19 protein-coding genes are annotated in these 23542 nt (G+C 63.8%); 4 read left to right on the top strand and 15 right to left on the bottom strand.

Going from position 1 to position 23542, the window contains the following annotated elements:
• The first annotated feature begins 250 nt into the window (after nt 1-250).
• Genes emhA through adeC form a run of 3 tightly spaced genes read left to right on the top strand, consistent with a single transcriptional unit; the run spans nt 251 to nt 6012 of the window.
• Nucleotides 251-1408, top strand: a complete 1158-nt coding sequence (gene emhA / locus PST29_RS06900; RefSeq protein ID WP_060837889.1) for an efflux RND transporter periplasmic adaptor subunit EmhA — start codon at nt 251-253, stop codon at nt 1406-1408.
• Between the two features lie 3 nt (nt 1409-1411).
• Complete coding sequence (locus PST29_RS06895) at nt 1412-4555, top strand: efflux RND transporter permease subunit (RefSeq protein ID WP_060837888.1); 3144 nt, start codon at nt 1412-1414, stop codon at nt 4553-4555.
• The gene (adeC, locus tag PST29_RS06890; RefSeq protein WP_060842670.1) at nt 4552-6012 is read left to right on the top strand and encodes an AdeC/AdeK/OprM family multidrug efflux complex outer membrane factor; all 1461 of its coding nucleotides are present in this window, start codon (nt 4552-4554) and stop codon (nt 6010-6012) included. Before PST29_RS06895 ends, adeC begins: the two co-directional genes overlap by 4 nt.
• Nucleotides 6013-6072: 60 nt before the next feature.
• On the opposite strand, the gene PST29_RS06885 is transcribed toward adeC, so the two are convergent.
• From PST29_RS06885 to PST29_RS06870, 4 genes are all read right to left on the bottom strand, one after another.
• On the bottom strand, nt 6073-8025 hold the full coding sequence (locus tag PST29_RS06885) for a multinuclear nonheme iron-dependent oxidase (RefSeq protein WP_060842669.1): 1953 nt from the start codon (nt 8023-8025) through the stop codon (nt 6073-6075).
• Between the two features lie 15 nt (nt 8026-8040).
• Nucleotides 8041-9201 (bottom strand): aKG-HExxH-type peptide beta-hydroxylase, encoded by a 1161-nt coding sequence (locus PST29_RS06880; RefSeq protein ID WP_060842668.1) that lies wholly within the window; start codon nt 9199-9201, stop codon nt 8041-8043.
• A gap of 20 nt (nt 9202-9221) precedes the next feature.
• Nucleotides 9222-9692, bottom strand: a complete 471-nt coding sequence (locus PST29_RS06875; RefSeq protein ID WP_232513207.1) for a GNAT family N-acetyltransferase — start codon at nt 9690-9692, stop codon at nt 9222-9224.
• A 93-nt stretch (nt 9693-9785) separates the two neighbouring features.
• On the bottom strand, nt 9786-10043 hold the full coding sequence (locus PST29_RS06870) for an Os1348 family RiPP precursor (RefSeq protein WP_016965124.1): 258 nt from the start codon (nt 10041-10043) through the stop codon (nt 9786-9788).
• Between the two features lie 607 nt (nt 10044-10650).
• On the opposite strand from PST29_RS06870, the gene PST29_RS06865 reads away from it, so the two are divergent.
• A complete protein-coding gene (locus tag PST29_RS06865; protein WP_060842667.1) occupies nt 10651-11913 on the top strand; it encodes an OprD family porin in 1263 nt (420 codons plus the stop codon).
• Between the two features lie 71 nt (nt 11914-11984).
• Here PST29_RS06865 and pcaC read toward each other — a convergent pair whose 3' ends face one another.
• The 11 genes from pcaC to pcaR all read right to left on the bottom strand — a co-directional run bounded on the left by pcaC (nt 11985) and on the right by pcaR (nt 23085).
• Nucleotides 11985-12377: a 4-carboxymuconolactone decarboxylase gene (pcaC, locus tag PST29_RS06860; protein WP_060837883.1), complete on the bottom strand. Its 393-nt coding sequence runs from the start codon at nt 12375-12377 to the stop codon at nt 11985-11987.
• Nucleotides 12378-12399: 22 nt separating this feature from the next.
• The gene (gene pcaD, locus PST29_RS06855) at nt 12400-13188 is read right to left on the bottom strand and encodes a 3-oxoadipate enol-lactonase (protein ID WP_060842666.1); all 789 of its coding nucleotides are present in this window, start codon (nt 13186-13188) and stop codon (nt 12400-12402) included.
• An 11-nt stretch (nt 13189-13199) separates the two neighbouring features.
• On the bottom strand, nt 13200-14564 hold the full coding sequence (locus PST29_RS06850) for a 3-carboxy-cis,cis-muconate cycloisomerase (protein ID WP_060837881.1): 1365 nt from the start codon (nt 14562-14564) through the stop codon (nt 13200-13202).
• 48 nt (nt 14565-14612) lie between these two features.
• On the bottom strand, nt 14613-15908 hold the full coding sequence (locus PST29_RS06845) for an MFS family transporter (protein WP_060837880.1): 1296 nt from the start codon (nt 15906-15908) through the stop codon (nt 14613-14615).
• A 239-nt stretch (nt 15909-16147) separates the two neighbouring features.
• Nucleotides 16148-16714, bottom strand: a complete 567-nt coding sequence (gene pcaG, locus PST29_RS06840) for a protocatechuate 3,4-dioxygenase subunit alpha (protein WP_060837879.1) — start codon at nt 16712-16714, stop codon at nt 16148-16150.
• Between the two features lies 1 nt (nt 16715).
• On the bottom strand, nt 16716-17420 hold the full coding sequence (gene pcaH, locus PST29_RS06835) for a protocatechuate 3,4-dioxygenase subunit beta (protein WP_060842665.1): 705 nt from the start codon (nt 17418-17420) through the stop codon (nt 16716-16718).
• Nucleotides 17421-17457: 37 nt separating this feature from the next.
• Nucleotides 17458-18663, bottom strand: a complete 1206-nt coding sequence (gene pcaF / locus PST29_RS06830) for a 3-oxoadipyl-CoA thiolase (RefSeq protein WP_173655930.1) — start codon at nt 18661-18663, stop codon at nt 17458-17460.
• A complete protein-coding gene (locus PST29_RS06825) occupies nt 18660-19439 on the bottom strand; it encodes a CoA-transferase subunit beta (RefSeq protein ID WP_060837876.1) in 780 nt (259 codons plus the stop codon). The genes pcaF and PST29_RS06825 overlap by 4 nt, the downstream gene beginning before the upstream one ends.
• Nucleotides 19439-20296, bottom strand: a complete 858-nt coding sequence (locus PST29_RS06820) for a CoA transferase subunit A (RefSeq protein ID WP_060837875.1) — start codon at nt 20294-20296, stop codon at nt 19439-19441. Before PST29_RS06820 ends, PST29_RS06825 begins: the two co-directional genes overlap by 1 nt.
• Before the next feature lie 310 nt (nt 20297-20606).
• Nucleotides 20607-21953 carry an MFS transporter gene (locus PST29_RS06815; protein ID WP_060842664.1) on the bottom strand — a complete coding sequence of 449 codons (1347 nt, stop codon included), beginning with the start codon at nt 21951-21953 and terminating at the stop codon, nt 20607-20609.
• Between the two features lie 289 nt (nt 21954-22242).
• Nucleotides 22243-23085 carry a pca regulon transcriptional regulator PcaR gene (gene pcaR, locus PST29_RS06810; RefSeq protein ID WP_060837873.1) on the bottom strand — a complete coding sequence of 281 codons (843 nt, stop codon included), beginning with the start codon at nt 23083-23085 and terminating at the stop codon, nt 22243-22245.
• Nucleotides 23086-23542: the final 457 nt, after the last annotated feature.

Genomic DNA, 23542 nt, shown 5'->3' with positions numbered 1-23542 from the left:
ATCAGGATCTTTCAGCGATGCGTGAAGACCTTCTGAATAAATATGAAACGGCATCTCGGGTGCCGTTTGCCCAGCCTACAATTCAACACCTACAGGGGCTTGTGTAACCGAATGGGTACGCCGCCAGGGTATTTACAAACAGCCGTGAACGTAAGTATATTCCTTAGCAAGCTACTAATCCACTCAGCCAACTCTTTTTAACCTTCCACTTTTCTTGTGCGCATCTTGCGTGCCTGACCCGAGGATCTTCATGCAACTCAAGCCAGCTGTTACCGCTCTGGTCACTGCCGTCGCCCTGGCATCGCTGCTCAGCGGATGTAAAAAGGAAGAGGCGGCACCAGCCCCTCAAGCTCCTCAGGTCGGCGTCGTCACCCTGCAACCACAAGCCTTTACCCTGACCTCTGAGCTACCGGGGCGGACCACTGCGTTCCGTATCGCCGAAGTTCGTCCGCAGGTAAATGGGATCATTCTTAAGCGCCTGTTCAAAGAAGGCGGGGAGGTCAAGGAAGGTCAGCAGCTTTATCAGATCGATCCATCGGTCTATGAAGCAACGCTGAAGAGTGCCGAGGCCAATCTGCAATCGACCAAGTCGATTTCCGATCGCTACAAGCAATTGGTCAACGAGCAGGCCGTGAGCCGCCAGGAATACGACACCGCCGTGGCCAACCGCCTGCAATCGGAAGCCGCCCTGCAAAGCGCTCAGATCAACCTGCGGTTCACCAAGGTGCTGGCACCGCTGACCGGTCGCATCGGCCGCTCCTCGGTGACCGAAGGCGCCCTGGTGAGCAATGGCCAGGCCGATGCCATGGCCGTGATCCAGCAACTGGACCCGATCTACGTCGACGTCACCCAGTCCTCGGTGGAACTGCTGGAACTGCGCCGTGAGCTGGAAAGCGGGCGCCTGCAGAAAGTCGGCGACAACGCCGCCAAGGTCAAACTGACCCTGGAAGACGGCAGCCAGTACAAGCTCGACGGCAAACTGGAGTTCTCCGAAGTCTCGGTGGACGAAACCACCGGCTCGGTGACCCTGCGCGCCGTGTTCCCCAACCCTCAGCACACCCTGCTGCCAGGCATGTTCGTTCACGCCCAGCTGCAAGCCGGGGTCAACAGTGCGGCGATCCTGGCCCCACAACAAGGCGTGACCCGCGACCTCAAAGGCACCCCGACCGCCCTGGTGGTTGGCCCGGACAACAAGGTCGAGCTGCGCCAACTCAAGGCCAGCCGCACCGTCGGCAGCCAGTGGCTGGTGGAAGACGGCCTGAAGGCCGGCGACCGGCTGATCACCGAAGGCCTGCAATTCGTCAAGCCGGGCATTGAGGTCAAGGCCAGCGAAGCCACCAACGTAGCCGCGAAAAACCCGGCCCCTGCACAGGCAACTGACAAAGCTGCAGGCGGCAAAGGGGAGTAAACCATGTCGAAATTTTTTATCGACCGTCCGATCTTCGCCTGGGTAATTGCCCTGGTGATCATGTTGGTCGGGGCTCTATCGATCCTCAAATTGCCGATCAACCAGTACCCGAGCATCGCCCCGCCGGCGATCGCCATCTCCGTGACCTACCCGGGCGCCTCTGCACAGACCGTGCAGGACACCGTGGTCCAGGTGATCGAGCAGCAGCTCAACGGTATCGACAACCTGCGTTACGTGTCCTCGGAAAGTAACTCCGACGGCAGCATGACCATCACCGCGACCTTCGAGCAGGGCACCAACTCGGACACCGCGCAGGTACAGGTACAGAACAAGCTCAACCTGGCCACCCCGCTGCTGCCGCAAGAAGTGCAGCAACAGGGTATCCGCGTGACCAAGGCAGTGAAGAACTTCCTGCTGGTGATCGGCGTGGTGTCCGAGGACGGCAGCATGTCCAAGGACGACCTGTCGAACTACATCGTGTCGAACATGCAGGACCCGATCTCGCGGACCGCGGGCGTCGGTGACTTCCAGGTGTTCGGTGCCCAGTACGCCATGCGGATCTGGCTCGACCCGGCCAAGCTCAACAACTTCAACCTGACCCCGGTGGACGTGAAGACCGCGGTTGCCGCGCAGAACGTCCAGGTGTCGTCCGGCCAGATCGGCGGCCTGCCCGCCCTGCCCGGCCAGCAACTGAACGCCACCATCATCGGCAAGACCCGTCTGCAGACTGCCGAGCAGTTCAAGGCGATCCTGCTGAAGGTCAACAAGGACGGCTCGCAAGTGCGTCTGGGTGATGTCGCGGACGTGGCCCTGGGCGGCGAGAACTACGCCGTCAGCGCCCAGTTCAACGGCAAGCCGGCTTCCGGTCTGGCAGTGAAACTGGCCAACGGCGCCAACGCCCTGGACACCGCCAAGGCGCTGCGCAAGACCATCAGCGACCTGGAACCCTTCTTCCCGCAAGGCATGAAGGTGGTATTCCCCTACGACACCACGCCCGTGGTCACCGAATCCATCAAGGGCGTGGTTGAAACCCTGGTGGAAGCGATCGTCCTGGTGTTCCTGGTGATGTTCCTGTTCCTGCAGAACTTCCGCGCCACGGTGATCACCACCATGACGGTGCCGGTGGTACTGCTGGGGACCTTCGGTATCCTCGCAGCGGCCGGTTTCAGCATCAACACCCTGACCATGTTCGGCATGGTGCTGGCCATCGGCTTGCTGGTGGACGACGCCATCGTCGTGGTGGAAAACGTCGAACGGGTGATGCACGAGGAAGGCCTGTCACCCAAAGAGGCAACGAAGAAATCCATGGGCCAGATCCAGGGAGCCCTGGTGGGTATCGCCCTGGTGCTGTCCGCGGTACTGCTGCCAATGGCCTTCTTCAGCGGCTCCACGGGCGTGATCTACAAACAGTTCTCGATCACCGTGGTGTCGGCCATGGCCCTGTCGGTACTGGTGGCCCTGATCTTCACCCCGGCCCTGTGCGCCACCATGCTCAAGCCTGTGGTCGCGGGGCAGAATCACGAGAAGCGCGGCTTCTTCGGCTGGTTCAACCGCACCTTCGACCGCAGCGTAAAAAGCTACGAGCGTGGCGTCGGCAACATCCTGCGCAACAAGGTTCCGTACCTGCTGGCCTATGTGCTGATCGTCCTGGGCATGATCTGGCTGTTCACCCGCATCCCGACCGCGTTCCTGCCGGAAGAAGACCAGGGCGTACTGTTCGCCCAGGTGCAGACCCCGGCCGGCTCCAGCGCCGAGCGGACCCAGGTGGTGGTCGATGAAATGCGCGCCTACCTGCTGGACAAGGAAAAGGACACCGTGGCATCGGTGTTCACCGTGAACGGCTTCAACTTCGCCGGTCGCGGCCAGAGCTCGGGCATGGCCTTCATCATGCTCAAGCCATGGGGCGAGCGCTCCGCGGAAAACAGCGTGTTCAACCTGGCGGCCCGTGCCCAGCGGCACTTCTTCAGCTTCCGCGACGCGATGGTGTTTGCCTTCGCCCCTCCGGCGGTACTGGAGTTGGGTAACGCCACCGGTTTCGACGTGTTCCTCCAGGACCGCGCCGGTATCGGCCACGAGAAACTGATGGCGGCACGCAACCAGTTCCTCGGCATGGCCGCCCAGAGCAAGGTGCTGTCCCAGGTGCGTCCGAACGGCCTGAACGATGAACCGCAGTACCAGTTGAGCATCGATGACGAGCGCGCCAGTGCCCTGGGCGTGACCCTCACCGACATCAACAACACCTTGTCGATTGCCCTGGGCAGCAGCTACGTCAACGACTTCATCGACCGTGGTCGGGTGAAGAAGGTGTACATCCAGGGTCAGGCCGGTGCGCGCATGAGCCCCGAAGACCTGAAGAAGTGGTACGTACGCAACAGCGCCGGGACCATGGTGCCGTTCTCCTCCTTCGCCAAGGGCGAGTGGATCTACGGTTCACCGAAACTGGCCCGTTACAACGGCGTGGAAGCCATGGAAGTCCTCGGTGCCCCAGCCCCTGGCTACAGTACCGGTGAGGCCATGGACGAAGTCGAAGCCATTGCCGCCAAGCTGCCGCCGGGTGTGGGCATCTCCTGGACCGGCCTGTCCTACGAGGAACGTCTGTCAGGCTCCCAGGCACCTGCGCTGTACGCCTTGTCCCTGCTGATGGTGTTCCTGTGTCTGGCAGCCCTGTATGAAAGCTGGTCGATTCCGATCGCGGTCATGCTGGTGGTGCCGCTGGGGATCATCGGTGCGCTGATGGCTACCAGCCTGCGTGGCCTGTCCAACGACGTGTACTTCCAGGTGGGGCTGTTGGTGACCATCGGCCTGGCGGCGAAAAACGCCATCCTGATCGTCGAGTTCGCCAAGGAACTGCACGAGCAGGGTCGCTCCCTGGTGGATGCCGCGGTGGAAGCCTGCCGCATGCGTCTGCGGCCGATCATCATGACCTCCCTGGCCTTCGTCCTCGGGGTCGTGCCCCTGGCCGTCTCCACCGGCGCCGGCTCCGGCAGCCAGCATGCGATCGGCACCGGGGTGATCGGCGGTATGCTCACCGCGACGATCCTGGCGATCTTCTGGGTACCGCTGTTCTTCGTCACCGTATCGTCCATGGGCCGCAGGAAAGCGGATCTATCAGAAACCACTGCAACTGCTAACGAGGCTGGCCAATGAGCAAGTCGCTACTCTCCCTGGCAATCACCGCCATCGCGCTAAGTGGTTGCTCGCTGATACCAGACTATCAGCGCCCGGAAGCGCCGGTGGCGGCGCAATTCCCCCAAGGCCCCGCCTATTCGCCCAAGGAGGCCGCCAACGTGGCGGCCGCCGAACAGGGCTGGCGGCAATTCTTCCACGACCCGGCGCTGCAGCAACTGATCCAGACCGCTCTGGAAAACAACCGCGACCTCAAGGTCGCGGCGCTGAACATCGACGCCTATGCCGCGCAGTACCAGATCCAGCGCGCCGACCTGTTCCCCGCGGTTTCGGCCAACGCCAGCGGCAGCCGCCAGCGCACGCCGGCACGCATGTCGCAGACCGGCGAAGCCGGCATCAGCAGCCAGTACTCCGCCACGGTGGGGATCAGCGCCTATGAGCTGGACCTGTTCGGTCGGGTTCGCAGCCTGAGCGAACAAGCCCTGCAAACCTACTTCTCCAGCGAAGAGGCCCGGCGCAGCACCCAGATCAGCCTGGTGGCCAGCGTGGCCAATGCCTACATGACCTGGCAGGCCGACAAGGAGCTGCTCAAGCTGACCCAGGAAACCCTCGGTGCCTACGAGGAAAGCTACCGCCTGACCTCGCGCAGCAACGAAGTGGGCGTGGCCTCGGCCCTGGACCTGAGCCAGGCACGGACCTCGGTGGAAAACGCCCGGGTTCAACTGGCCCGTTACACCCGCCAGGTGGCCCAGGATGAAAACAGCCTGACCCTGCTGCTGGGCACGGCGATTCCGAGCAACCTGCCGGCGGCCCAGCCGCTGTCGGCCAATCTGTTGAGCGAACTGCCGGCCGGCCTGCCGTCGGAGCTGCTGCAACGGCGTCCGGACATCCTCGAAGCCGAGTACAAGCTGAAAGCGGCGAATGCCAATATCGGCGCGGCGCGGGCGGCCTTCTTCCCGAGCATCAGCCTGACGGCCAACGCCGGCACCCTGAGCCCGGACCTTTCGGGCCTGTTCAAGGGCGGCTCGGGAACCTGGCTGTTCCAGCCGCAGATCAATCTGCCGATCTTCAACGCCGGCAGCCTGCGCGCCAGCCTGGATTACTCGAAGATCCAGAAAGACATCACCGTGGCCCAGTACGAAAAATCCATCCAGACCGCCTTCCAGGAAGTCTCCGATGGCCTGGCGGCGCGCCAGACCTACAACCAGCAGTTGCAGGCCCAGCGTGATTTCGTCAACGCCAACCAGGACTACTACCGTCTGGCCGAACGCCGCTATCGCATCGGGGTCGACAGCAACCTGACCTTCCTCGACGCCCAGCGCTCGCTGTTCAGTGCCCAGCAGGCCCTGATCACCGATCGCCTGGCGCAGCTGACCAGCGAAGTCAACCTGTACAAGGCCCTCGGCGGCGGTTGGAGCGAGCAAACGGCGAAGAACCAGCCACTGGCTGAAAAAGCCCCGGCGCTGCACCTGTTCTGAAACAGGATCCGGCTGTAGGAAAAACCCACCTCATGGTGGGTTTTTTTATGTCACCGGCCCTCAGCCCCCCGCCCCATTGAGCAAGAACACCGGCTCACGCAGATAATCCAGGCCCAGGCGGGTTTCGAAAGTCTCGTCGCGCAGGGCTGCCGTGGTGCAACTCCTGAGCCCCAGGGCGGTAGCGACCAGGGCAAAGCTCTGGCTCAGATGGCCGCAGTCCATCAAGGCCACCCGCAAGGCCCGACTGCCCGGGTACTTCCAGGCCAGGCGCTGCAGACACGCGGTGGACAGGAACAGCACCGAGGCCTGTTCGATCCAGCTCTGGTCGCCGCACGCCGCACCGATCCAGGACCTGGGGTCCTCGCGCGACAGCAGTTCAAGCCCGTGCCGCCGCACCGAGTAGTGATACAGACCGGCCTCCAGGCCCTGCACATTGAGCAGGATCGGATAGACCTCGATGGCATGCAGGGAGCCCCCGGACGCCGAGGTCTTCTTCAGGAAGAAATCCCCCATGGGATTACGCCGCACCTGACTCGCTCCCCAGGTGTAATACAGCAACGCCGACAGCTGTTGGGCGGTCACGGGGCCCCCGTCGAAGGTCCGGCAGGTCTGGCGACGGGCCAGAACCTCCAGCAGTTGCGGCTGCTCAAACAGCGAGGGCGATGCCAGCAAGGGATTGTCCAGGGCCTGGAACGGATGGGAAAAGTAGTCCTTGAACGCCGACGGCTGGCGCTGCTGCAGCGCCTTGCCGGCCAGTTGCTCCTCCATCTGCGCCACGCTGATGTAGGGCGTGGCGGTTTGCGTGCGCGTCCCCAGGTAGAAATCCAGCGCGACCTGCCAGTGACTCCAGATCTCGCCGGCCGCCTCGGGCTCGGAGGGCCCAGGGCCCTGCCCGTCCACGGGCTGCAACAGCCCCCGGGCGATCAGGTCCTGGAGCAGCGCCAGGCTGGGGTTTTCCAGCGCGCCGGGAAGCAGCAGCGCGCTGTCCAGGGTCCGCGGACAGAGAAAATGCCGGACCAGCGGCAGAAACTGCAGCGCCAACTCCAAGTCCAGGGCCCGCCGTCGATCCCGCAGGGTAAAGCGGTCCTGGTCGATACCCAGCCAGGTGCCCGGGCGTAATTGCAACAGGGTCTGGCCATCCAGCGGGCCGGCCGCCGGTGGCGCAGGCTTGGCCAGGGCGCCGGCCTGCCAGAACAGCGGCTCGGGCCGCAGCGCCTTGATCTCCCGAATCAGCGCCGCCAGCTCCGGATCGCCGGCGCGATCGGCAATGTCCCACTCGATGGTGACCGCCTTGAGCGGCGCGTGGCCGAACAACTGCCGCAGGATGTCCCAGTCCCGGCGCGGATCGCCGACATGCACTTCGATCAGGCGCTTGAGCGGCAGTGATCGCAGGTACTCGCGCAAGTCGTAGCCCAGGGCCCGGGCGGTGCAGATGGCGCTGTCCAGGTCGAGGAGAAAACCGCTGTGGCTGCGCTCCACCACGCTGCAAATGAATCCGCCCTCGGACAGCTCCTGGCCAATGTCCATGGCAAACAGCCGCGGCGCGTTCTCCAGCACCAGCGGGGTGCCGGTGAAGGCCTGCAGTTCGAGGGCGTTGGCCACCACCGTATCGGCCACTTCCCGGGCCAGGCTTGGCAGGATGAAATGCTGGGTATCGCCGCCCTGAAAGCGTGACCAGGAAATGTGCTCCGCCAGCCACGGCGAGGCGGTCCGCTGGCACAGGCGACGGGTCATGTGCAGAAACTCCCGGTCCATCTCGATGCCGACGCTGCCCAGGGACAGGCTCGACGAGTGCAGCAGCACCGGCACCTGCCCGCCCAGCTCGTTCAAGCGCGGCTGCAGGATGCAGTGGGTGGGCTGAAACTCCAGGTAATCGAAGTACGGCAGCCCCTCAGCCTGAATCCGTTCGAGGCTGGGATCGAGCCCGACCGCGCCGCTCCCGGCGCCAGGCGGCAAATGGTATTCCAGGCCCACCCCGGCGTCGGGGAAACGCGAAGCATCGAAGTCTTGCATGTCCGTCTCCCCGGCTCAGGCCGTCATGTGCAGGACCGTGGCAACGGCACTGGCGCCCTCGCCCCGACTCAGCGATCCGGCATGGCGACGCTCCAGGCGATGCACCTCCTGCAGCAGATTGCCCAGCAGCTCCCGCCCCTGCGCGGTAAAACCCGGGGCGGCGGCGAAATCCGCCTGCGCCTTGCTCAAACCCCGCAGGATGAACAGCAGGCGTTGCTCGGCCCGGCGCATCTCCTGCGCCGGACGGTCGCGAACCCGTTCCAGGTACTTGACCAGGGCGATGTAGACATAAAAGGCATGAAAGTACCCGTACAAGTCGCGCTGCTGCCCCGACCAGGGCAGGGTGTACAGGACCTCCCGCGAAGCCTGGGGCTCGACCACCGCGGCGACTTCGACCACGTTGTACAGCAACTGGTGGGTCGCCTCGTGCACCAGCGACTCCTCCAGATCGAGTATCGAGTTGTCCCGGCTCGACAGCAGGATCACCCCGGTATAGCGGGACGCGGAGCAACTGCGAAAACTGCCGTCGGGCAAGTAGCACACGGCCTTGACCAGCACCTGCCACTGTTCATGACAGGCCGGCCAGGTGTGTTTGATCCGCTGCAGGGCAAGTTGCATGACATCGCGAAAAAACGCTTTGGAATAACCCGCGCGCTCCAGCTGACGCCGGGTCGCCTCGTCTGGCGGGTAGTCATAACTGGGGGGCGTGACCTGCGTGATCAGCGGATCGACATCGAAGCGATACACCGGCGGGCACTGTTCATCGGGCCGTGCCTGCTGCGCAGCTTCAATCCGTTGCAGCACTTGGGGAAACTCCAGCAGCCTGGCTTTGACCTCGCTGTCATCCAGGGTCTTTCCAGTCAATAGATAGTTGACATCGCGAAACGTCAGCACACTCCAGATCTGAAATACCGGATGCGCGACCAGTGGATTGCGGACACTTTCCGGCGACAGAATAATATCCAGCGCCTGTTTGAAAAATACTCGCAGCGCAGAATTCGCCGCAAATAACTTTGACAGTTCCGCATATAACGCGACAAACATCGTATAGCGATTTTTCGCAACTTGTTCCTGCAACTGGAGAAAGCGTTGCGGTTCGCTGTCCGCAAGAAAAGTAGTGCCCTTAAACAGCTCGTCGATGGAAAGTTCCGCTTGTTTGCTGTTAACGCTGTCCATGGTTCAACCTTCCCTAAAGTTCACGGCAAGGGCTTGCTCATCGTCAGGCTGGCGACTTCATAGCCCAGCAGTTCATAAAGACGACGCGCCTCAAGGTTGCGACCGAAGACATGCAAACGCATTTCATCACAGCCCCACTCGCGCGCCAGCGACTCACCGGCCAGCAGCGTCTGCCTGGCGTAACCCTGGCGACGTTCGATCGGTTCGATATACAGATCGAGGATGAAGGCAATCCGTCGGGACCCGGCCTGACGTTCGGCGATCCACAGCTCACCCACCGCCCGCCCTGCATGCAGCGCCCGCCACAGGTGGTTTTGCGGACTCAGGCGGCCCTGCGGCAGCAACTGGCGGAACACCTCCGCCGCCTGGAACGATGCCTGCTCCGGCGGCCATTCACCGGCGGCCACCATGCCGGCGGCATACTCCTGCAAGGCTCGCCGGGCGAAACGCTCGAAGTCGGCTTCCTGCATCGACACCAGGCTGATGGACAAGGACAGGCACTCCACTGTGGACTTGAATCCCGATTCCGGTGTGCCGCCCTGATCCGAACTGAAGGGCGACACACCGGACTGCACACGCCCCGCTCAGTCCATTCGCGCCTGTTGCTGTTGAGTGTCAAAGATCGCCGCGACACCGATCTTGTCGCGAATGGCCGACCCGGCACTGGTCAGTTTTGCCGTATCGATACTTTTCACGGCGCCCACTTCAGTGGCGCTCAAGTGCACGCCGATGCCTTTGGCAGCCGCTTCAGGATCCTGATGCAACTGCGCCGCGAAGTCCTTATCCAGAAGTGCGCGGCCTACTACTGATGCAAGGCGCTCCTGATTGACTTTCGTACTCATGGTATCTCTCCTTATATATTGAAAGCACGATAACAACCTTTCTCCTGACGAAACTTACAACTTATCCCTATCCGCCCTGAGGACTTTCAATATAGCAAGGCAAGTCTGCATTTCCAGCACCGGCAAAGTTTTCGCTTAAACCTTTTTACGATAATAGATAACACCGAATTTAAAGTTTAACTGGCGATTACTCCTATACCTTTTATATAAGTAAGGTACTTGTAGACAATGACTTACAACCAAAGCAATAAACACTTGTAATGAATCTGTGGCGCGCCAGGAATACCGCACAAGGACCAGGCCCCATCGAGCAGCGCGGACAACCCCAGGATTCAACAGGCATCCCGGGGTTGTCCGCGCCCCGGAACCGAACTCGATAAGTGTTCGTTAATCGCCCAAAACCGCCATTCGCCAATTGATCGCCCCTGGGGGGCAACGCACCATTCCCGGCACCCGAACACACCAATAACAACAGGTTCGATGTCATGCCCCCACGCCCTGCCCGCTCCGGCTGATCCCACCCGCTGCACCTTCAAGGTATTGCACGCTGTCCGCAGATTTGCCGGCAGTGCCTTGCTGCACCCCTAACAATTAGAGAGACCGACACATGAAGCCAATCACCCCGCCACAACACCTTGTGCCCTGCCTTCTGGCGGTGGCGTTGACCAGCCTCGCCCTGCCGGCAGTGGCCGCGGAATCGGGCTTTTTCGAGGACGCCCAGGCCAACCTGAACCTGCGCAACTTCTACATCAACCGCAACTTCACCAACCCGACCAAGGCTCAGGGCAAGGCCGAAGAGTGGACTCAGAGCTTCATCCTCGACGCCAAGTCGGGTTTCACCCAGGGCACCGTGGGGTTCGGCATGGATGTGCTGGGCCTGTACTCGCTCAAGCTCGACGGTGGCAAGGGCACCGGCGGCACCCAGTTGCTGCCCCTGGACCACGACGGCCGCCCGGCGGACAACTTCGGGCGCCTGGGGGTAGCGTTCAAGGCCCGCTTGTCGCAGACCGAGGTCAAGGTCGGCGAGTGGATGCCGGTGCTGCCGATCCTGCGTTCCGATGACGGCCGCTCGCTGCCGCAGACCTTCCGTGGCGGCCAGATCACCTCCAGGGAAATCGCCGGCCTGACGCTCTACGGCGGCCAGTTCCGCGGCAACAGCCCGCGCGACGACAGCAGCATGAGCGACATGACGATGTTCGGCAAAGCGGCCTTCACTTCCGACCGCTTCAACTTCCAGGGCGCCGAATACGCCTTCAACGACAAGCGCACCCAGGTCGCCCTGTGGAACGCCCAGCTCAAGGACATCTACCGCCAGCAGTTCGTCAACCTGATCCACACCCAGCCTCTGGGCGACTGGACCCTGGGCGCCAACCTGGGCTTCTTCTACGGCAAGGAAGACGGCAGCGCCCGTGCCGGCGATCTGGAAAACCGCACCTGGTCCGGCCTGTTCTCGGCCAAGTACGGCGGCAACACCTTCTATGTCGGCCTGCAGAAACTCACCGGCCCCAGCGCCTGGATGCGGGTCAATGGCACCAGCGGCGGCACCCTGGCCAACGACAGCTTCAACGCCAGCTACGACAACGCCCAGGAAAGATCCTGGCAACTGCGCCATGACTACAACTTCGCCGCCCTGGGAGTGCCAGGCCTGACCCTGATGAACCGCTACATCAGCGGCAGCAACGTGCACACCGCCACGGTCAGCGACGGCAAGGAATGGGGCCGGGAAAGCGAGCTGGGCTACACGGTGCAGAGCGGTACGCTGAAGAACCTCAACCTGAAATGGCGCAACTCCACCATGCGCCGGGATTTCAGCAACAACGAGTTCGACGAAAACCGCCTGATCGTCAGCTATCCGTTGAGCCTGCTGTAACGGCGCAACAGCCCCACAAAAAAGGCCAGCCCGGTGATCGGGCTGGCCTTTTTATTGGGCCGTGGAACGGGTTACAGGCGCGACTCGGTGCCCAGTTCGTCCCACACCGATTCGGCCAGGTGGAAGGTGGCATTGGCCGCCGGGATGCCGCAGTAGATCGCGCTCTGCATGATCACTTCCTTGATCTCGCCACGGCTCACACCGTTGTTGGCGGCAGCCCGCAGGTGCAGCTTGAGCTCTTCGTTGCGGTTCATGCCGATCAGCATGGCAATGGTGATCAGGCTGCGGGTGTGCCGCGGCAGGCCCGGGCGGGTCCAGATATCGCCCCAGGCATGGCGGGTGATCATTTCCTGGAATTCCGAGTTGAACTCGTTCAGGGCATTCAGGCTGCGGTCGACATGGGCGTCGCCCAATACCGCGCGGCGCACCTGCATGCCGGCGTCATAACGTTGTTTCTCGTCCACGAAGGGCTCCTTGAATCGATGCTCAGGCCAGCAGGAATTCCACGACACGGGCGCTGAACGCGTCGCCGGCCTGGACGTTGGACAGGTGCGCGGCATAGAACTCGGCGTACTCGGCGCCGGCCACGTGCTGCTCGATGAAGTGACCGCCGGAGGGTGGGGTCACCGCGTCGTCACTGCCGGAAATCACCAGGGTCGGCACCTTGATCGCCCCCAGTTGCTCGCGGAAATCCGCATCGCGCACCGCCGCACAGTTGGCGGCATAGCCCTGGGGCGAAGTGGCGGCGAGCATGTCGGTAATCAGCTTGGCCTGGTCAGGGTGGGCTTGGGCGAAGTCGGCGGTGAACCAGCGGGCGATGGAGGCGTCACGCAGCGCCACCATGGCCGCCGGGCCGTCACGCAGCACGGTCTCGATCCGCGGGTTCCACACCGAGGGCTCGCCGATCTTGGCCGCGGTGTTGCACACCACCAGTTTGTGCAAACGCTCGCCGGCGTTGATCCCCAGCCACTGGCCGATCAGGCCGCCCATGGACAGGCCGCAGAAATGCGCACGCTGGATATCCAGGGCATCCAGCAACGCCAGCACATCCCGGCCCAGTTGCTCGATGCTGTAGGGCCCCTCGCTCACCAGCGAAAGACCATGGCCGCGGGTGTCCATGCGCAGCACCCGGAAGTGCCGGGTAAAGGCCGCCATCTGCTTGTCCCACATGCGCAGATCGGTGCCCAGGGAGTTGGACAGCACCAGTACCGGCGCGCCCTCTGGTCCTTCGAGTTGATAGTGCAGATCGCCCTCGGCGAGTTTCACGAATCCCACAGCAGTCTCCTTCAGGCCTTCAAGGCAAAATGTTCAGCCACGGCGCGCTCGACCCAGGCCTGGGCCTGACCGAGGTAATGCGCCGGATCCATCAGACGATCCAGCTCTGCCGCCGACAGCTCGGCGCAGACCCGGGCATCGTCCGCCAATACCTCGCGCAGATGGCGTTGTTCCTCCACCGCACGCTTGCAGCATTGTTCCAACAGGTGATGGGCGGTTTCCCGGCCCAGGCGCTGGGCCAGTTCAATGCTCACCGCTTCGGCCAGGACCAGGCCCCGGGTCAGGTCGAGGTTGCGCGCCATGCGGGCGCTGTCGACCTGCAACCCCTCGGCCACCAGCAAGGCTTGTTGCAGCGCCCCGGACACCAGGCAGCAGATGTCCGGCAGGGTGTCCCATTCGGCGTGCCACAGGCCGAGACTGCGCTCGTGCTCCTGGGGCATGGCGGTGAACATTGTCGCCAGGAGGCCCGGAACCCGGGTCGCGGCGCTGATCAGTACCGCCGCGCCCACCGGATTGCGCTTGTGCGGCATGGTGGACGAACCGCCCTTGCCCGGCGCGGCAGGCTCGAAGACTTCCGCCGCCTCGGTCTGCATCAGCAGGCTGATATCGCGCCCCAGCTTGCCCAGGCTGCCGGCCAGCAGGCCCAGCACCGAGGCGAACTCCACCAGGCGGTCGCGCTGGGTGTGCCAAGGCTGTTCCGGCAGGCGGAGCTGCAGTTCCTCGGCCAGGGCCCGGGCAATCGGCAGGGCCTGCTCGCCGAGGGCCGCGAGGGTTCCGGAGGCGCCGCCGAACTGCAGCACCAGCAGGCGCGGCTTGAGTTGTTGCAGGCGTTCGCGGCTGCGGGTCACCGCCCCCAGCCAACCGGCGATCTTCATGCCCAGGGTCACCGGCGTCGCGTGCTGCAGCCAGGTTCGGCCGGCCAGGGGCGTGTCGGCATGACGCGTGGCCTGGGCCGCCAGAAGGTCCCCCAGGCGCAACAGGTCCTGCTCCAGCAACTGCACGGCGCGGCGCAGTTGCAGCACCAGCCCGCTGTCCATCACGTCCTGGCTGGTGGCTCCCAGGTGCACATAGCGTTCGGCCTCACCATCGCTGCGGGCGATCTGCTTGCCCAGGGCCTTGACCAGGGGAATCGCCGAATTGCCGGCCGTGGCAATCGCCTCTCCCAAGGCCTGGAAATCATAGAGTTGCGCCCGGCAGGCCGCCTCGATCGGGGCCACGGCACGCTGCGGGATCAGCCCGACCCGCGCCTCGGCGCGGGCCAGGGCCGCCTCGAAGTCGAGCATGGCCTGGACCCGCCCCTGGTCGCAGAACACTCCGCGCATTTCCCGGGCAGTGAAGTAGGCATCGAACAACTGGTTGCTCGCAGTCAGGGTCATAAACAGTCCTTAGCAAGCCTGCGCCCGAGCCGGGCGCAGGCACACAGGTCAAAGATCGTGGTGCAGGTAGGCCGCCTGCTTCGGCAGGCGCAGGCTGAACAGGAAGGCTATCGCCATCATCGCCGTGACGTACCAGTAGAAGGTGTTTTCCATCCCCATGTTCTTGAAGTTCAGGGCCACCCATTCCGCCGAGCCACCGAAGATCGCATTGGCCACCGCATAAGCCAAGCCCACCCCCAGCGCGCGCACCTGCGGCGGGAACATCTCGGCCTTCACCAGGCCGCTGATGGAGGTGTAGAAACTGACGATGGCCAGGGCCAGGGTGATCAGCACAAAGGCCAGGAACGGACTGGTGACGGTCTTCAGGGTCAGCAGGATCGGCACGGTGAACAGGGTGCCCAGGGCGCCGAACCAGAGCATGGAATTACGCCGGCCGATCTTGTCCGCCAGCATGCCGAACAGCGGCTGCATGCACATATAGAGGAACAGCGCGCCGGTCATGATGTAGCTGGCGGTCTTGGCGTGCATGCCCGCGGTGTTCACCAGGTACTTCTGCATGTAGGTGGTGAAGGTGTAGAAAATCAGCGAGCCGCCGGCGGTGTAGCCCAGCACGGTGATGAAGGCCGCCGAGTGGTTCTTGAACAGCGCGGCGACGCTGCCGGCGTCCTTGTTCTCGCGCATCTCCTTGCTGGTGGTTTCCTTCAGCGAACGCCGCAGCAGCAGCGAGATCAGCGCCGCGATGGCACCGATCACGAACGGAACGCGCCAGCCCCAGGCCTTGAGCTCGGCCTCATCGAGAAACTGCTGGAGAACCACCACCACCGACACCGCCAGCAGTTGCCCGCCGATCAGGGTCACGTACTGGAAGGAGGCGAAGAACCCGCGCTGGCCCTTGAGCGCCACTTCACTCATGTAGGTGGCGGTGGTGCCGTACTCGCCGCCCACCGACAGGCCCTGGAACAGGCGCGCCACCAGCAGCAGGAACGGCGCCCAGGCACCGATGCTGGCGTAGGTCGGCAAAAAGGCGATGACCAGGGAGCCGGCGCACATCATCAGCACCGAGATCATCATCGAGTTCTTGCGCCCGTGGCGGTCGGCAACCCGGCCGAACAGCCAGCCGCCGATGGGCCGCATCAAAAAGCCGGCGGCGAACACCCCGGCGGTGTTGAGCAACTGCACCGTGGGATCGTCGGAGGGGAAAAATGCCGGGGCGAAGTAGATGGCGCAAAAGGCATAGACGTAGAAGTCGAACCATTCCACCAGGTTGCCGGAGGAGGCACCGACAATGGCAAAGATCCTTTTGCTGCGCTCCTCTGCGGTGTAGTGACTTGTGCTTGTTGTCATGATTTTTCACTCGTGGGGGACAGTGTGAGTCTAGACACACCTGGCAACACTCCCGTTCCCTACGGGACATGGGCCCTATGGTTCTGCCTGTAGCCGCTGCCGAGCCACGGCGAGGCTGCGAAAGGCCGGGCCGCGTTCGGTACGCAGGACCTTGCTTGGCACTCTCTCGCCAAACTCGCCGCAACCGCGTCCCTTCGGGCCGTTCGCAGGCAGCGGCAGCGGCTACACCGTGCTCCGGCTCAGTAATCGAAGAACACCGTCTCGGCGTCGGTCCCCTGGAGAATCACGTTCCACTGGTAGTGACCGGCGGCATCGGCCCTGGCCAGCAAGGTGCCGCGGCGCTCCTCGGGCACGCAGGCCAACAGCGGGTCGGCGGCGTTGGCCGGCTCGCCGTCGAAGTAGATGCGGGTCAGCAGGTGCTTGACCAGGCCACGGGCGAACACCAGCACCACCAGGTGCGGCGCCTGGGTCGTGCCCTTGAGGCCCGGCACCGTACCCGGCTTGATGGTGGTGAAGCGAAAGCGCCCTTCGGCGTCCACCGGCACCCGGCCAAATCCCTGGAAGTGCGGGTCCAGGGGCTTGTCCTGCTGATCTTCCGGGTGGCGGTACTTGCCGGCGGCATTGGCCTGCCAGACTTCCAGCATGGCGTCGTTGACGAAGTTGCCGTTGCCGTCCACCACCTGGCCGGTGATCGCCACCCGCTCGCCCCGAGTGCCTTCCTCGGTCAGGTCTTCGCGGTTCAGCCAGGTCAGGCCGATGTGGTAGTAGGGGCCGACGGTGTGGGAGGTAGTCGCGGTCAGGGTCATGTCATTTCTCCATCGGCGTGGCATCGCGGCCGCGCAGGACGATGTCCCAACGGTAACCGAGGGCGTAGGAAGGGATGGTTTTCTCCAGATCGAAACGGGCGATCAGGCGTTCCTTGGCGCGGGTGTCCGGCACGCAGTTGTAGATCGGGTCATATTCCAGCAGCGGGTCGCCGGGGAAATACATCTGGGTCACCAGGCGGGTGAGGATGCTCGGGCCGAACAGCGAGAAATGGATATGCGCCGGACGCCAGGCATTGTGGTGGTTGCCCCAGGGGTAGGCGCCGGGCTTGATGGTCTGGAACTGATACCAGCCGTCGGCATCGGTCACGGTGCGCCCGGTGCCGGTGAAGTTCGGATCCAGCGGTGCATCGTGCAGGTCGCGCTCGTGGTTGTAGCGACCGGCGGCGTTGGCCTGCCAGATCTCCACCAGGATGCCCGGCACCGGCAGACCGTTTTCGTCCAGCACGCGGCCGTGGATGATGATCCGCTCGCCCTGGGGCTGGCCTGCGTGCTGCGCGGTCAGGTCGTTGTCCCGTTCCTGGATCGATTCGGCGCCGATGCTCGGGCCGGTGATTTCCGACAGCGAATGGGGCAGGAACACCAGCGGCTTGGACGGCGAGCGGGTGTTGGTCGACTGGTAGGCCGGGTGCAGATAATCAGGCTGAGTGCCCGCTTGCGGGCGCCGGTAACCGGGCTTGTCACTCATGGTGGTTCCTCGTTCTCTTCTTGTATAAGGCAGGCAGTCAGACCCGCTCGATGGCCAGCGCCAGCCCTTGGCCGACACCTACGCACATGGTGGCCAGGCCTTTTTTACCGCCGCTCTTTTCCAGCTGATGCAGGGCCGTCAGCACCAGGCGCGCACCACTCATGCCCAGTGGATGGCCCAGGGCAATGGCGCCGCCATTGGGGTTGACCTGTGGCGCATCGTCCGCCAGGCCCAGCTCGCGCAGCACCGCCAGGCCCTGGCTGGCGAAGGCTTCGTTGAGCTCGATCACGTCGAAATCGCTGACCGCCACGCCCAGGCGTTCGATCAACTTGCGCACCGCCGGCACCGGGCCAATGCCCATCACTCGCGGCGCCACTCCGGCGCTGGCCATGCCCAGCACCCGCGCACGCGGGGTCAAGCCGTGTTTCTTGACCGCCTCGGCCGACGCCAGGATCAGCGCCGCGGCGCCGTCGTTGACCCCGGAGGCGTTGCCGGCGGTGACGGTCTTGTCCGGGCCGTTGACCGGCTTGAGCTTGGCCAGGGTTTCCAGGGTGGTGTCGGCACGCGGATGTTCGTCCTGCTCCACCACTGTCTCGCCCTTCTTGTGGGCGATGCGCACCGGGACGATTTCCTCGGCGAAGTAGCCGGCGGCCTGGGCCGCGGCGGTGCGCTGCTGGCTGCGCAGGGCGAAGGCGTCCTGGTCGGCGCGGGACACCTGATAGTCGTCGGCCACGTTATCGGCGGTCTGCGGCATGGCGTCCACGCCGTACTGGGCCTTCATCAGCGGGTTGATGAAACGCCAGCCGATAGTGGTGTCTTCCAGCTTCATGTTGCGCGAGAAGGCGCTGTCGGCCTTGCCCATGACAAAGGGCGCGCGGGACATGGACTCGACGCCGCCGGCAATCGCCAGCTCCATCTCGCCGCTGGCGATGGCGCGGAATGCGGTGCCGATGGCGTCCAGGCCCGAGGCGCAGAGACGGTTGAGGGTGACCCCGGGCACGCTGTCCGGCAGGCCCGCCAGCAGCAACGCCATGCGTGCCACGTTGCGGTTGTCCTCGCCGGCCTGGTTGGCGCAGCCGAGGAACACCTCGTCCAGCGCGCTCCAGTCCACGCCCGGGTTGCGCTCCATCAGCGCCTTGATCGGCACTGCCGCCAGGTCATCGGCACGGACGGCCGAGAGGCCGCCGCCAAAACGGCCGATGGGGGTACGAATGGCATCGCAGATGAATACGTCACGCATCAGGCTTCTCCAGGAGCTTGGCCATGGGCCGCGGCGGTGCGCGCTTCCAGGTCACGCAGGGCAGTGAGTTCGACTTCGGTGGGTGCGGCCGTTTCGGCCACGTGCTCGGCGAAACGGATCGCCCAGCCGGTGGCGGCCACTACCTGCTCGCGGGTCACGCCCGGGTGCAGCGAGGTGACGATGAATTCGTGGGTGCCGGCTTCCGGCTCCATGATGCACAGGTCGGTGATGATCCCCACCGGACCGGCGCCGGGCAGGCCCAGACGCTTGCGCGAGTCGCCACCCTCGCCGTGACCGACGGAGGTGATGAAGTCCAGCTTGTCGACGAAGGAGCGGGACGACTGCTTGAGGATGATCAGTACGCTTTTCGCCGAACCGGCGATTTCCGGAGCACCGCCGGCGCCCGGCAGGCGCACCTTGGGCCGGTGGTAATCACCGACCACGGTGGTGTTGATGTTGCCGAAACGATCGACCTGGGCAGCCCCGAGGAACCCCACGTCGATGCGTCCGCCCTGCAGCCAGTAGCGGAAGATCTCGCCGGTAGGCACCACGGTGTCGGCGGTTTCCGCCAGCTCGCCGTCACCGATGGACAGCGGCAGCACGCTGGGCTTGGCGCCGATCGGGCCGGACTCGTAGATCAGTACCACGTCTGGCGACGAGGTCAGGCGCGCCAGGTTGGCGGCCTTGGAGGGCAGGCCGATGCCGACGAAGCACACCGAGCCGTTCTGCAGGCGACGGGCAGCGGCCACGGTCATCATTTCATTGGTGGAGTAGTTCATTACTTGGCCTCCGAAGCTGCGGCCAGCTTGGCCTGGAATTCGCTGAAGTCGGCACTGCCGCGGATGTATTCGTTGATCCAGGCGGTGAAGGTTTCACGGTCCCGGGCGATCGGATCCCAGGCCTGGTAGAAGCGGTTGTCGCGCTCGGAGTAACCGTGGGCATAGGACGGATGGGCGCCGCCCGGCACATGGCAGACCGCGCTCAGGGCCCAGGTCGGCAGCACGCAGGCGTTCATCGGGGCGTTCAGGTCGTCGACGATTTCCTCGACGGTGACGATGCAGCGCTTGGCGGCCAGGGCGGCCTCTTTCTGCACCCCCAGGATCCCCCACAGCAGGACATTGCCCTTGCGGTCGGCTTTCTGCGCGTGGATCACCGTGACATCGGGGCGTACCGAAGGCACCGCCGCCAGCACTTCACCGGTGAAGGGGCAGGTCACGGTCTTGATCAGCGGGTTGACCTTGGGCAGGTCGGAGCCGGCGTAGGCCCGCAGCACGGCGAACGGCAGGCCCGAGGCACCGGCGACATAGGCGTTGGCCAGGTCGGCGTGGCTGTGCTCTTCGATTTCCAGCGGCTGAGGCCACTGCTTTTCCACGGCATCGCGCAGGCGGTGCAGGGAGCCCACGCCCGGGTTGCCGCCCCAGGAGAAAATCAGCTTGCGAGCGCAACCGGCACCGATCAACTGGTCGTAGATCAAGTCAGGGGTCATGCGCACCAGGGTCAGGTCTTTCTTGCCCTGGCGGATGATTTCATGACCTGCGGCCGTAGGAATCAGGTGGGTGAAGCCTTCGAGCGCGACGGTGTCGCCGTCGTTGACGAATTGCTTCACCGCGTCGTGCAGCGAAAGGATTTCAGCCATGGATGGGGTCTCCCGATTGTTATTCAGCGACTGGAGAAAAAAGGCGCTCTGGGCGCGCCGCAGTGACTGAAGATTAAGCGGGAGCCAGACCCCAAACAATCCGATAATCGACTGAGTGTTCGATTATCGAACGCATTGTTGCGTGGCTATCGATTACCGCTCTCCCATCCCGAAACAGCCTTGCGGGTCGGCTAGTGGCCGCCGCCGCAGGCTGCGATGGGGCTTGAAGAACCTTGCGCAGGACCTTGGAACAGCGGGCCCCTCCGGGCCCGCGGGCAGCCTGCGACAGTTCCTAGGGGGCGAGATGGCCTCAGGTGGCGTCGGCGTGGCTGACCATGCCCTTGATCACCACGGCGGTGGTGGCCAAGGCCGCCGGAAACACCAGGGCGGTCAGTACCTGTTCGAAGTTCCAGCCCAGGCCCAGCAGGGTCGCCCCCATCCAGGCGCCGAGGATGGCACCGAAACGGCCGATGCCGAGCATCCAGGACACCCCGGTGGCCCGCCCCTGGGTCGGATAGAAACGCGCCGCCAGGGACGGCATCGCCGATTGCGCGCCGTTGACGCACATGCCGGCGATCAGCACCAGGGTGGCGAGCAGGGTGATGTTGCCCAGGCTTTGCCCCACGGCGTAGGCAAAGACCCCGGCCAGCAGGTAGAAACAGCCGATCACCTTGTGCGGATTGAAACGGTCCATGGCCCAGCCCACGGCTACGGCGCTGAGCACCCCGCCGAACTGGAACAGGGCGCCGATAAAGGCGGCCTGCTCCATGCTCGCCCCGCTGTCCCGCATCAGGGTCGGCAGCCAGCTGGTCAGCAGGTAGACAATCACCAGGCCCATGAAATAGGTCAGCCACAGCAGCAAGGTGCCCACGCTGTAAGTGCCGGAGAAGATCACCGCGAACACGTTGCGCGCCTTCACCGTCTTCTGCTCGGGCACGCTGAAACTGCCGGCCTCGCCGACGATGGCCGGGGCGATCGGCGCCAGGGTCTTGCGCACCCTGTCGGTGCCGCGATTGCGCACCACCAGGTAACGCGCCGACTCCGGTAACCAGACCACCAGCACCAGGGCCAGGATCAACGGCAGAATTCCGCCAATCAGCAGCAGGCTGTGCCAGCCGAAGGCCGGAATCAGCTTGGCGGAAATGAAGCCACCGCCGGCCATGCCCAGGTTGAAACCGCAGAACATGCTGGTTACCAGCAGCGATTTGTGGCGCTCGGGGGTGTATTCCGACAGCAGCGTGGTGGCGTTGGGCATGCCCGCCCCCAGCCCCAGGCCGGTGAGAAAGCGCAGGACCAGCAACTGATCGACATTGGTGCTATAGGCCGACGCCAGGCTGAAGGCGCCGAACAGCAGCACCGCCCCCACCAGCACCACCTTGCGCCCGAAACGGTCGGCCAGGGGGCCAGAGCCCAGGGCGCCGAAGACCATGCCGATCAGCGCGGCGCTCATCACCGGGCCGAGGCTGGCGCGGTCGATGCCCCAGTCCTGGGACAGCGCCGGGGCAATGAAGCCCATGGCCGCGGTGTCCAGGCCATCGAGGAAGACAATCAGAAAACACAGGATCACCACTCGCCACTGGTAACGGGACAAGGGTTGGGCATTGATGAAGGACTGCACATCAAGGCAGTTCCCTACAGCGGATTGAGGTTGGTTCATTGTTGTTATTTCCACACTAAAACGCAGGCGAGCAAAGGCCGCCAGGGGCTGATCAGGTCACGTAGAAAGGGTGGAGTAAATCAGGCGACTCGGGCGGGACGGCAGGAACGGTCACGGCAACGACGCAGGGAGAGCATGCTCATGAGTTGGCCTCTTCATTATTATTGGACGGGTCATCGGCGCAGACCGGCAATGCCGGCTGGCCGCCGATGACGCTGCCGCGACATTAATGAGCCAGGGGAAACAGCGTCAATTCGTCCGAGGCGGATCTGTGCGTTTATCGAACAGCTTAAGCAAACAGCTGGGCGCTCAGATCGCGGCTGGCGCTCAGCAGGCCGGGCAAAAAGCGCTGTTCCAACTCGGCGCGGCTGACCCGGCCGGCGTGGGTGCTGACGTTCAATGCCGCCAGCACCTGGCCCGAGGCGTCGTACACCGGCACGGCGATCGAGCGCAGCCCCTGCTCCAGCTCCTGGTCGACAATGCACCAGCCTTGCCGACGCACCTGTTGCAGGCATTCCAGCAGGGCTTCCGGTGTATGCAGGGTGCGACTGGTCTTGGCCTGCAGGTCGGCGTGCTCCAGGTACTCATGCAACGAAGAGTCGTCCAGGGCCGCCAGCAGGATGCGCCCCATGGACGTGCAATAGGCCGGCAGGCGCCCGCCGACCGACAGGTCCACGGAAATCAGGCGCTGGGTGGTGGCGGAACGGGCGATGTAGAGAATGTCGTCGCCTTCCAGGGTGGCCATGTTGCAAGCCTCGTGGAGCTGCTCGCTCATGCGGTCCAGATAGGGCTGAGCGGAAACCGCCAGGGGCGTCGACGACAGGTAGGCATGGCCCAGGGTCAGCACCTTGGGCAGCAGCGAATAGGTGCGCCCATCGGTGGTGGCGTAGCCCAGCTTGATCAGGGTGTGCAGGCAACGACGCACCGCGGCCCGGGGAATTTCCGTGCGGTGGCTGATCTGGGCGATGGTCAGGTGGCGCTTGCGCTCCTGGAACGCCTGCACCACTGCCAGGCCGCGAGCCAGGGAAGTCATGAAATCCGGGTCACCGGTCAACGCCTGAATCCTCTTCGCCGCCGAAGCCACGATCGGCGGCGCCACCGAGGTAAAGGAATTACGCATCTGATCGTTCATTTCAGGTTCCCTGCGACAAAATTCGGCCGTATTACAAGCCGTATTGGAGAGGCAGCACAAGCTGCCACCGGCAACATTGGGCGATTATCGAACCGGCGACCGATAATCGCAATCCGCCGCGTTTGAGGCCGCCACCCTCTTCAGCACTCTTTTATTGCAAAAACTCATAGTAATAATCGCCAGCCGACGCTGGCGCTGCGCGCTGTTTTTCCATTCGCCACTTGTATAAAGAGCAGCGACGCCCCATCTAGACTTCCATTGGTGGAGTACGAAAACAGGAAGCATCGTGTAGGAAGTGTTTCGAACTTCCGTGTCACAAAACACTCACAATAAAGTTGGCTATTTTAAACTTGTCGCCCATAGAGTTATTCTTCGCCGCGGCTATACTGCACGAGCGAGGAACACGGAGTGAGTCCCGCTCCCGCCTCGCCCAGGTGACGCCAGGCTGTAATCGATC

The sequence above is a fragment of the Pseudomonas sp. St29 genome (assembly GCF_001547915.1).
Lineage (GTDB): Bacteria > Pseudomonadota > Gammaproteobacteria > Pseudomonadales > Pseudomonadaceae > Aquipseudomonas.
Note: the sequence above shows the minus strand (reverse complement) of the source record. Positions and strands in the feature narration are given on the sequence as shown.